Raw genomic sequence first — 9,801 nt, 5'->3', positions numbered from 1 at the left:
GCCTGAAACCTTCACGGCCCGGCAACCAGATGATTTGACGGAGATTTCGATGGCCAGCGCGGCACCCGCCCAGCAGCAGCTTCCCCCGCTTTACAACGACCTTCGCCCGCTTTCGAGCCTCGACCATGGTAGCTGGCGCCTGCAGCGTCGCGACACCGCGCCGTTCCTCGCGAGCGTGCACATCGTGCCCGTCACGATCGACGAGTTCATGATGACACAGCGTTCCATGCCGATCGTCTTTTCGGCCGGCGATCAGCCGGTGCCGCTGGCGCTTATGGGCCTCAATTCCGGTGTCAACGTCTTCGTCGACGACGAGGGCCGCCTTATCGAGAAAAATGTTTACATGCCGGCCTATATCCGCCGCTATCCCTTCATGCTCGCCAAGTTGCAGCAGGACAATGACGAGATGTCGCTCTGTTTCGACCCAACGTCGGATGTCATTGGCGACTATGACGAGGGCGACGAACTGTTCGCCGGTAACGAACCGAGCGAAACCACGCGCGGCCTTCTGAAATTCTGTGAGGATTTCGAAGTCGCCGGCCGCCGGACGCAGCAGTTTATGGACGAGCTGATCCAGGCGGACCTGCTGATGGACGGCGAGGTCTCTATCCAGCCCGATGGGCAGGGCAAGCCGTTTCTCTATCGCGGCTTCAAGATGATCGACGAAACAAAGCTTAAAAATCTCGACACGGAAAAAACGAAGGCCCTGTTCGACAATGGCATTTTGCCGTTGATCTATGCGCATCTCTTTTCGCTCTCGCTGACGCGTGACGTGTTTGCCCGCCAGATGGCACAGGGCAAGGTGCCCTCGCAGCCCAATGCCGGCACGGAGGATGTGGTTTCGGATACCGACCAGGTCGTCAATTAGCGCTGATTTCCGCGGTTATTTCGGCGTCCGAACGTATATCAGCGTCGGTTCGTCGACTGACCGCAGAAATCTTGAAACCGTTTGGCTTTCAACCTATTTAATAGAGGCGTGTGACGGCGTCTCCCCCTTTCGCCGTCGGCGTAGCGCACCCTCGGGTGCGTTTCCTCCCTGAACCTGGCCGCTCCGCACTTTTGTGCGGGGCGGTTTTTTTATTCGGCGGCGAGGCTGTCGGGCCCGGCCTGCGCTTCGTCGGCCAGTTTTTCGGCGAGCGCTTCGACCAGAGCCGCGGTTTCGGCAAAGCGTGGGCCGGGCTCCTCGAGCGAAAAATCGAGATAGAGCGACCGGCACAGTTCGAGTTGGAGCGCGTGAATGCCGAGCTCGGGCCGGCCGTGGCGCGCAAGGATGTGCCCGCCGGAATAGGGATCGTTGATGGCGACGTGAAAGGCCATCGCCCGTGCCGTGTCCGCCGCACATGTAACGAAGGCCGGTGCCGCGCTGGCGCCATTGCTGTCGCCCAGCACGATATCCGGAGCGGGGCCGCTCGCCCGCCGGAGCGGCGGCATCGAATGGCAATCCAGCAGCACGGCGGTTCCGAACTGGCGCCGGGCCTGATCCAGCGCGTCCGAGAGCGCGGCATGATAGGGGCGATGCACGGCGCCGATCCGGGCGGAAAGCTCCGCGGCGGGAAGGGGGGCGGCGTAGATATTGCCTTCGCGCGCCAGGCGGCGCGGCACGAGGCCCAGCCCGCCGCGAACCTTGGCGCTGTGGTCGATCGCCTTCAGCGCCGGCCGGGGATGGATCATCTCCGGGTCGATCTCCCGCTCCGAGCGGTTGAGGTCGATCCAGGCGCGGGCGCGGGTGGCGATGAAGACGCGAAAGCCGCGTTGTGCGAGGGGGGTGACCAGCTTGTCGACATAGCGGTCTTCGAGCGCCTTCAGCCGGGATGCGCCGACCCGCGTGCGTTCCAGCAATTCGCGGGGATAGTCGCGGCCGGCATGGGGAACGGAGAGGATGACGGGATAGCGCGGCCGGCGCGGTCCGAGGACCGCGAAACCCTGCTCCAAGGGGGGCGTCTGTGCCATCGAACCGACGATTATGGGCCGGTTCGCGCGGTGACAAGCCGCAAAAATCCCCGATGCGTCTGGAAAATTTTAAGGGCTTGCGCCTATAAGGCCATTCGAAACGCGAGATCGCAGGGCGAAACGACCGGGTATGGAACAGGGCAAGATTCGGATTCTGCTGGCCGAAGACGATATGTCAATGCGCGAATATCTGACCCGCGCACTCGAACGGACCGGCTATGCCGTCACCGCCGTCGACAGCGGCGTGACGGCGATGCCCGAGCTCGAATCGAAGGATTTCGACCTGCTGCTCACCGATATCGTCATGCCCGGCATGGACGGAATCGAACTGGCGCAGGAAGCGGCGAAGATCGCGCCGAAGATGCGCGTGATGTTCATCACCGGCTTTGCCGCCGTGGCGCTCAAGAACAACAAGACGCCGGCCAATGCCAAGGTGCTTTCCAAGCCGTTCCACCTGCGCGATCTGGTGCTCGAGGTAGACCGGATGTTCGAGGTCGGCGACGTGTCGGGACTTTAGGCCGCAAGGCCTTGCGCGGGCGGGCTGCCTGCCCTAAATGGCCGCTTCTCGTGGGCGCGTAGCTCAGTGGTAGAGCACTGTGTTGACATCGCAGGGGTCGCTGGTTCAATCCCAGCCGCGCCCACCATTTTTCCGGAGATCGAGAATATTCGGGGAATATTCTCGCGGGAAAGTCCCGAGCGATAGCGAAGGGCCGGTGTACCGATACGCGACGGCAATGTCGTCCAGCAGGGGCCGTCCATGACCGCCACCACCGCCGAACAGATCGAAGGCTGGCGCAGCGCCATCGGCCGCGAGGATGTGGCGACGCAAATGCTCGACCCGTCGGCGCTCGCGCGTTTTGCGCTCGCCGTCGGCCAGCCTGCGGGGTCGGTGCCGCCGCTAGCCCATTGGGCCTTCTTCCTGCCCGAACCCGCAGACGACCAGATCGGCGCAGACGGTCACCCGAAACGCGGCGATTTCCTGCCGCCGGTTACCTTGCCGCGCCGGATGTTTGCGGCCTCCGATATCGCGTTCGAAGCGCCGCTCGCGGTCGGGGAGCCGGCGCGCCTCGTGAGCACCATCGCCGATGTGCAACACAAAAGCGGCCGTTCGGGCGACCTCGTCTTCGCGACGGTCGAGCGCGCGCTCGAACAGGACGGCACGACCCGCGTGCGCGAGTGGCAGAGTTACGTCTATCGCGAAGCCGGAGCGGCGGTGGCGATGCCCGAACCGGCCGGCGAGGATCCCGCTGGCGAGCGCTGGACGCCAGATCCGGTTCATCTCTTCCGCTTCTCGGCCGCGACCTTCAACGCGCACCGCATCCATTACGATCGTGATTATGCGAAGCATGTCGAAGGCTACCCTTCGCTCGTCATCCACGGGCCGTTCACCGCCTCGAAGCTGGCGGAACTGGCGGCGCGCGACGGGACGCTCGCCCGCTTCACCTTCCGCGCCCAGGCACCGCTTTTCGAGGGCCAGCCCGTCTTCCTGCAATGGGGCGACGAGCAGGGCGCCTATCGTGCGGTGCGCGCCGACGGCGCCGTTGCCATGACCGCGAGCGCCAAGTTTCACTAAGCCGCTGTGCCGGACTGTGCTGGGCTGTGAGCGGCGCCGGCGGTGGATTTACACCGCCGGATGCGTATAGCTCGGGCCAAAAAAGCGAAAGGAAAATCCCGTCATGCGCGAAGCCGCTATCGTCTCCACCGCCCGCACGCCCATCGGCAAAGCCTATCGCGGCGCCTTCAACATCACCGAAGCGCCGGTGCTCGGCGCCCATGTGGTCAATGCCGCGATCGAACGCGCGGGGATCGACTCCGAACGGATCGGCGACACCTTCTGGGGCGTCGGCAACCAATGGGGGACGCAGGGCGGCAATAACGGCCGGATGGTGATCTTCGCCGCTGGCCTGCCGAACAGCATCCCCGCCTTTACGCTCGATCGCAAATGCGGGTCGGGGCTGACCTCGATCGCGCTCGCCGCGCGCGCGATCATCTGCGACGAAATGGATGTGGCGCTGGCCGGCGGGATGGAGAGCATCAGCTTCACCGTGACCAAGGACGCGCCGCGCTATGTCAACGAATCGGTGATCGAGCATGTGCCGCACGCCTATATGCCGATGATCGAAACCGCCGAGGTCGTCGCCGAGCGCTACAATATCAGCCGCGAGGAGCAGGACGAATTCGGCGCGATGAGCCAGCAGCGCGCCTGCGCCGCTACCGAAGAGGGCCGGATCGCCGACGAGATCGTGCCGATCACCGTCGAGAAGCAACTCTACGAAAAGGACGGCAGCAAGGCCGGAACCGAGACGATGACGCTCGCCGAAGACGAAGGACTGCGGCCCGGCACGACCGCCGAAGCGCTGTCGGGGCTGAAGACCGTCTGGAAAGACGGCGCGATGACTAAGGAAGGCAAGAATATCACCGCCGGCAATGCGAGCCAGCTGTCCGACGGCGCAGCGGCGCAGATCCTGATGGACCGCAAGACCGCCGAGGCCGAAGGCAAGGACATCCTCGGCATCTATCGCGGCTTTCAGGCGGCGGGTTGCGATCCCGAGGAAATGGGCATCGGCCCCGTCTTCGCGATTCCAAAGCTGCTCGACCGCGCAGGGCTCGGCATCGACGATATCGGTCTGTTCGAGATCAACGAGGCCTTTGCCAGCCAGTGTCTCTATTGCCGCGACAAACTCGGCATCGATGCCGACAAGCTAAACGTCAATGGCGGCGCGATCGCAATCGGCCACCCCTTTGGCATGACGGGAAGCCGGCTCGTCGGCGCGGCATTGCTCGAAGGGCGGCGTCGCGGCGTGCGCTATGTCGTCGTGTCGATGTGCACCGCCGGCGGCATGGGCGCGGCGGGATTGTTCGAGATCGTCTAACGGAGGTGCGAGGCCGGAGAAGCGGTCTCGCCCCCTACCGAATCAGGTGCCGGTCCAGTTCGGCTTGCGCTTCTCGGCAAAGGCGGCCGCGCCTTCGCGCGCGTCGTTCGAGCCCATGACCGAACCCATCAGCTTGCCCTGATTCTTCCACATCTCTTCGGCGCTCCAGTCGAACTGTTGCGACACGATCTGCTTGGAAACCTTGACTGCGAGCGGGCCGTTTTCGTTGATTTTCGCGGCCAGCTCCTTTGCCGCATCGAGCGCAACACCGTCGGTGACTCGATTGATCAGGCCGATTTCGAGCGCCTTTTCCGCTCCAATGAACTCGCCCGTCAACGCATATTCCATCGCCAGCCTATAGGGGATCTGGCGCGGCATGCGGATGAGGCCGCCGGCCGCAGCGACGAGACCGCGTTTCACTTCGGGAATGCCGAACTTCGCGTCCTTGTTGGCGACGATCAGGTCGCAGCTCAGCGCGACCTCCATGCCGCCGGCGAGCGCATAGCCATCCACCGCGGCGATCACCGGCTTGTTGGGTGGCCGCTGGGTGATGCCGGCAAAGCCGCGGCCTTGAACCATCGGCGATTCGCCGCGCAGAAAGCCCTTGAGGTCCATGCCCGAGCAGAAGGTGCCGCCAGCCCCGGTGATGATGCCAACGCGCAGGTCGTTGTCGCTGTCGAGCCGCTCGAGCGCTTCGGCGACGCCCTCGGCCAGTGCCTTGTTGACCGCATTCTTCGCTTCCGGGCGGTTGAGGGTGACGATCAGGATGCCGTCATCGGCCTCGGTCTGGACTTCGTCGCTCATTGTCTTGCCTCTCCTAGTGGGTTTACGTTCGCGTCAGTCTGCTTGCATATTGCGCGGCGGCTGTCACTGTCGGCGATGAAAGACCGAGGCGCGATATGGAGAAAGCATGAGTGCGATTGCAGACAACACGCCGGTGATCATCGGCGTCGGCCAGTTTTCGGAAAGGCCGCAGGACGAGGGCTATGCCGCGCTTAGCCATATGGACCTGGCGGGCGAGGCGCTCGCCGCGGCGATCGAGGATTGCTCGGCATCGGAAGACGTCGCCGGCGCGATCGACACCATCGGCGCGATTCGGCAGTTCGAGATCTCGACGCCGGTTGCCGAGGCCCCGTTCGGCAAGTCGGACAATCCGCCGCGCTCAATCGGCAAGCGGGGGGGTGCTGATCCCGCACGCGCGATTCTCGAAATCACGGGAGGGCAGGGAAATCAGAAGCTTGTCGGCGAGTTCGCGACCAATATCGCCGAAGGGAAGTCGGACGTCGCCGTGGTCGTCGGCTCGGAAGCAATCTCGACGGTCCTGTCGCTCACCAAGGCGGGAGAGACGCCCGACTGGTCCGAAGAGGTGGGCGGTGAGATGGAGGATCGCGGCTATGGCGTTTCGGGGATGTTCGACAAGCCGCTGCTTGTCCATGGCGCAACCGCGCCGATCCCGGCCTATGCGCTGTTCGACAATGCCCGCCGGGCAAAGCTGGGCTTGACGCCAGACGAATACCGGCTCGAAATCGGCAGGCTGTTCGCGCCGTTCACCGAGGTGGCGGCTTCCAATCCCCATGCCGCCTCGCGCGAGGTGAAGACGGCGGAGGAACTGGCCGAAGTGACCGAGCGCAACCGCATCGTCGCCGAACCCTATACGCGCATGACGGTTGCCCGCGATCAGGTGAATCAGGCGGCGGCCATCATCATCGCCTCGGCCGGCAGGGCGCGCGAGCTCGGCGTGCCGGAAAGCCGCTGGGTGCATGTCCATGCCGTGACCAACGCCAGCGAACATTCGCCGATGGCACGCGAGGATCTGGCGATTGCACCGATGTCGTTGGCGTCGATCCAGCGCGCGTTGGAGATCGCAGGGATCGGTTTCGACGATCTCGACTTCATCGATCTCTACAGCTGCTTCGCGATCCCCGTATTCAATGTGATGGATGCCTATGGCCTGACGGCGGACGATCCGCGCGGCCTGACACTGACCGGCGGTCTTCCCTTTTTCGGCGGGGCGGGGAACAACTATTCGGCCCATGCGATCGTCGAGGCGGTTCAGTGCTGCAGGACGAGCCCCGGAAGCTTCGCCCTGACCGGCGCCAATGGCGGGGTGATGAGCAAATATGCCACCGGCATCTATTCGACAACGCCGGCCGACTGGTCGGGCGGCAGCCGTTGGGAGAAACTGGAGAACGACCAGCCCGCACTCTCCGTTATCGAAGGCTGGTCGGGCGAGGCCGTGATCGACAGCTACACCGTCGTTCCCGGCAAACACGGCAAGACCGGCGTCATCGTGGCGCACAATGAAGCGGGCGAGCGGCTCGGCGCGATGATCGGCGAAGGCGATGAGGCGGGGATCGCCGCTCTCGAAGCCGGCGACGTCATCGGGAAGTCCATCACCGTCGCGCCCGATGACAAGGGCCGCAACATTGCGAGATTCACATGAAACCACGTTACTCTCTCGAAGGCCGCACGGCGCTGATCACCGGCGCATCCTCCGGCATCGGCGCGCATCTTGCCGCCCTTTTCGGCGCGGCGGGTGCCCGCGTCTTGCTGGGCGCGCGGCGGAAGGATCGCACCGAAGAGGAAGCGGGAAAGATACGCGCCGCGGGCGGCGAGGCGCTCGCCGTCGAACTCGACGTGACCGATGAAGGCTCGGTGATCGCGGCTTATGACGCCGCCGAAAAGGCGTTCGGCACCGTGGACACGATCGTCGCCAATGCCGGCATCTCGCGCGACGGGCGAAGCACCGATGTCAGCGCGGGAGACATGCAGGCGGTTGTCGATACCAATTTCAGCGGGGTTTACCTGACCGCGCGGGAAGGCGCTCGCCGGCTCATTGCGGCTGGAAGCCGCGAAAGCGGGGCGGGGCGGATCGTTCTCTTGGGTTCGATCACCTCCTTCGCCAATCACAATGGCGATGCCACCTATGCCGCGATGAAGGCGGCCGTTGCGCATCTCGGTCGCAATCTGGCGCGTGAATGGGTGCGGATGGGGATCAACGTCAATACCGTCCATCCCGGCTATATCGAAACGGAATTGAATGCCGACTTTTATAAGACCGAAGGAGGCGAGGCGCATATCCGGTCCTTCCATCGCCGCAGGCTGACAGCGGTCGAAGCGCTGGACGATCCCATCCTGTTTTTCGCGTCGGACGCTTCGGCGATGGTCACCGGGAGCGAATTGATCGTCGACGACGGCCAGCGGCTTTGATCGCTTTCCGCGGAATTACAGACATGGTAGACGGACCCCAATTACCGTTTACGTAAAGGAGAGGAAGTCATGACAGGCGCACTCGGAATTGCCGACCCCGAATTCATGGAGGACGAGGAGATCGCGATCTTCAACGATGCGGTCGGGAAATTCTTCGACCAGCATCTCGATGAAAAGCGGCTCCAAAAATGGGAAGAGACCGGCCAGTGTGATCGCGAATTCTGGCGCGAGGCAGGCGAGGCGGGGTTGCTCGGCGTATCGGTGCCCACCGAATATGGCGGCCATGGCGGCGATTTCCGGCACGACATGGTCGTGGTGCAGCAGACCGGGTTGAAGGGCGCGAGCGGCTTCAATGCCTCGCTCCATAACGTCATCGTCGTGCCCTATGTGGTTCGCCATGGCACCGAGGAACAGAAGAAGAAGTGGCTCCCGAAAATGGTGTCGGGCGAGCTGATCACCGCGATCGCCATGTCCGAACCGGGCGTCGGCAGCGACCTGCAATCGATCACGACGACCGCGACGAAGGACGGCAACGGCTATCGTCTCAACGGTTCGAAGACGTTCATCTCGAACGGCCAGGTCGGCAACTTCATCATCGTCGTCGCCAAGACCGATCCGAAGGAGCGCGCCAAGGGCATTTCGCTGATGTGCCTCGAGACCGAAGGCGCCGAAGGCTTTTCGCGCGGACGCAAGCTCGACAAGATCGGCCTCGACAGCTCGGACACGTCGGAGCTGTTCTTCGACAATGTCTTCGTTCCGGCCGACAATGTGCTCGGCGGGGAAGAAGGCAGGGGCTTCTATCAGCTGATGGGCGAACTCGGCCAGGAACGGCTCATCATCGCCGCCGGCGCCGTGATGACGATCGAAAAGGCGCTCGAAACCACGCTCGAATATACCAAGCAGCGCAAGGCGTTCGGCCAGACCGTCTGGGATTTCCAGAACACCCAGTTCGTTCTTGCCGACCTGAAGGCGCGCGGCATGGCGGCGAAGGCGCTGCTCAACGATTGCATCGCCAAGCATCTGAAGGGCGAGCTCGATCCGAATGCGGCCGCGGCGGCGAAATATCTGTGCACCGAACTGCAGGGCGAGGTCGTCGACAAGTGCCTGCAATTCCATGGCGGCTGGGGCTATATCAACGAATATCCGATCGCGAAGATGTTCCGCGACAGCCGCATCACCCGCATCTTCGGCGGCTCGAACGAGATCATGAAGATGCTGATCGCGCGCGGGATGTAGCGCCCTGACCCTGGAACGGGCCGCGTTAACCACATTGTTGAGCAGGCGGTTAATGCGGCTCTCTTATGCGGCGTTGCGGGGGTGTCAGGGAGTATTCCATGTTCAGCAATGCGGCCAAACTGCGCGTCGAACATCACGAAATTGCGGCACTGCTCATGCAGCTCGAGGTCGCGGTAATGCAGGCCGAGCCCATGCCGGAACAGCAACTCGTTGTTCTTCGCAACGATTTGGCGCGGGTGCTGACCGCGCATCTCGCCTTCGAGGACGAGGTCGTGTATCCCGAGCTCCTGCGGCACCCCGATCCATCGATCGCCTCGCTCGCTCGCGAGTTCCAAAGCGAGATGGGCGGGCTCGCCAACCGCTTCGCGCAATATTCATCCCATTGGACGGCATCCCGGGTCGAAAACGACTGGGCCGGCTTCTGCCGGGCCACCAAGGCGATGATCGCAGGTTTCAACGAGCGGGTCGCGCGCGAAGATCGTGAGCTTTATGCGTTGCTGGACCGGCTGCGCAGGGAAGCGGCCTGAGCACC

At 63.5% G+C, this 9,801-nt stretch carries 10 protein-coding genes and 1 tRNA gene; 9 read left to right on the top strand and 2 right to left on the bottom strand.

Annotated elements, in window-relative coordinates:
- On the top strand, window positions 1-868 hold an 868-nt coding region (locus Q0139_RS12485), incomplete at its 5' end, for a SapC family protein (protein ID WP_367180752.1).
- Between the two features lie 209 nt (window positions 869-1,077).
- On the opposite strand, the gene Q0139_RS12480 is transcribed toward Q0139_RS12485, so the two are convergent.
- Window positions 1,078-1,950 (bottom strand): N-formylglutamate amidohydrolase, encoded by an 873-nt coding sequence (locus Q0139_RS12480; protein WP_298022421.1) that lies wholly within the window; start codon window positions 1,948-1,950, stop codon window positions 1,078-1,080.
- Window positions 1,951-2,080: 130 nt separating this feature from the next.
- Here Q0139_RS12480 and cpdR point away from each other — a divergent pair, with 130 nt between their 5' ends.
- The 4 genes from cpdR (at window position 2,081) to Q0139_RS12460 (ending at window position 4,823) form a co-directional block, all read left to right on the top strand.
- Window positions 2,081-2,467, top strand: coding sequence for a cell cycle two-component system response regulator CpdR (gene cpdR / locus Q0139_RS12475; RefSeq protein ID WP_298022418.1), 387 nt, complete (start codon window positions 2,081-2,083; stop codon window positions 2,465-2,467).
- Between the two features lie 52 nt (window positions 2,468-2,519).
- Window positions 2,520-2,594, top strand: a tRNA-Val gene (locus Q0139_RS12470).
- 113 nt (window positions 2,595-2,707) lie between these two features.
- The gene (locus Q0139_RS12465) at window positions 2,708-3,523 is read left to right on the top strand and encodes a hypothetical protein (protein ID WP_298022415.1); all 816 of its coding nucleotides are present in this window, start codon (window positions 2,708-2,710) and stop codon (window positions 3,521-3,523) included.
- Window positions 3,524-3,626: 103 nt separating this feature from the next.
- A complete protein-coding gene (locus Q0139_RS12460; protein ID WP_298022412.1) occupies window positions 3,627-4,823 on the top strand; it encodes an acetyl-CoA C-acyltransferase in 1,197 nt (398 codons plus the stop codon).
- Between the two features lie 42 nt (window positions 4,824-4,865).
- Here the strand turns inward: Q0139_RS12460 and Q0139_RS12455 are convergent, their stop codons facing one another.
- Window positions 4,866-5,627: a crotonase/enoyl-CoA hydratase family protein gene (locus Q0139_RS12455; protein WP_298022410.1), complete on the bottom strand. Its 762-nt coding sequence runs from the start codon at window positions 5,625-5,627 to the stop codon at window positions 4,866-4,868.
- A 106-nt stretch (window positions 5,628-5,733) separates the two neighbouring features.
- On the opposite strand from Q0139_RS12455, the gene Q0139_RS12450 reads away from it, so the two are divergent.
- From Q0139_RS12450 to Q0139_RS12435, 4 genes are all read left to right on the top strand, one after another.
- Window positions 5,734-7,266, top strand: a complete 1,533-nt coding sequence (locus tag Q0139_RS12450) for an acetyl-CoA acetyltransferase (protein ID WP_298022406.1) — start codon at window positions 5,734-5,736, stop codon at window positions 7,264-7,266.
- Window positions 7,263-8,033 (top strand): SDR family NAD(P)-dependent oxidoreductase, encoded by a 771-nt coding sequence (locus Q0139_RS12445; protein WP_298022405.1) that lies wholly within the window; start codon window positions 7,263-7,265, stop codon window positions 8,031-8,033. Before Q0139_RS12450 ends, Q0139_RS12445 begins: the two co-directional genes overlap by 4 nt.
- 69 nt (window positions 8,034-8,102) lie before the next feature.
- Complete coding sequence (locus Q0139_RS12440; RefSeq protein ID WP_298022401.1) at window positions 8,103-9,269, top strand: acyl-CoA dehydrogenase family protein; 1,167 nt, start codon at window positions 8,103-8,105, stop codon at window positions 9,267-9,269.
- A gap of 65 nt (window positions 9,270-9,334) precedes the next feature.
- Complete coding sequence (locus Q0139_RS12435; protein WP_298022398.1) at window positions 9,335-9,796, top strand: hemerythrin domain-containing protein; 462 nt, start codon at window positions 9,335-9,337, stop codon at window positions 9,794-9,796.
- Window positions 9,797-9,801: the final 5 nt, after the last annotated feature.

Origin of the sequence: uncultured Parasphingopyxis sp., from assembly GCF_937129435.1 — a bacterium.
GTDB lineage: Bacteria > Pseudomonadota > Alphaproteobacteria > Sphingomonadales > Sphingomonadaceae > Parasphingopyxis.
Note: the sequence above shows the minus strand (reverse complement) of the source record. Positions and strands in the feature narration are given on the sequence as shown.

What these genes read in the sequence shown, in the direction of transcription:
- Q0139_RS12480 (WP_298022421.1), bottom strand. Translation starts at nt 1,950, where the DNA reads ATGGCACAGACGCCCCCCTTGGAGCAGGGTTTCGCGGTCCTCGGACCG.
- cpdR (WP_298022418.1), top strand. Translation starts at nt 2,081, where the DNA reads ATGGAACAGGGCAAGATTCGGATTCTGCTGGCCGAAGACGATATGTCA.
- Q0139_RS12465 (WP_298022415.1), top strand. Translation starts at nt 2,708, where the DNA reads ATGACCGCCACCACCGCCGAACAGATCGAAGGCTGGCGCAGCGCCATC.
- Q0139_RS12460 (WP_298022412.1), top strand. Translation starts at nt 3,627, where the DNA reads ATGCGCGAAGCCGCTATCGTCTCCACCGCCCGCACGCCCATCGGCAAA.
- Q0139_RS12455 (WP_298022410.1), bottom strand. Translation starts at nt 5,627, where the DNA reads ATGAGCGACGAAGTCCAGACCGAGGCCGATGACGGCATCCTGATCGTC.
- Q0139_RS12450 (WP_298022406.1), top strand. Translation starts at nt 5,734, where the DNA reads ATGAGTGCGATTGCAGACAACACGCCGGTGATCATCGGCGTCGGCCAG.
- Q0139_RS12445 (WP_298022405.1), top strand. Translation starts at nt 7,263, where the DNA reads ATGAAACCACGTTACTCTCTCGAAGGCCGCACGGCGCTGATCACCGGC.
- Q0139_RS12440 (WP_298022401.1), top strand. Translation starts at nt 8,103, where the DNA reads ATGACAGGCGCACTCGGAATTGCCGACCCCGAATTCATGGAGGACGAG.
- Q0139_RS12435 (WP_298022398.1), top strand. Translation starts at nt 9,335, where the DNA reads ATGCGGCGTTGCGGGGGTGTCAGGGAGTATTCCATGTTCAGCAATGCG.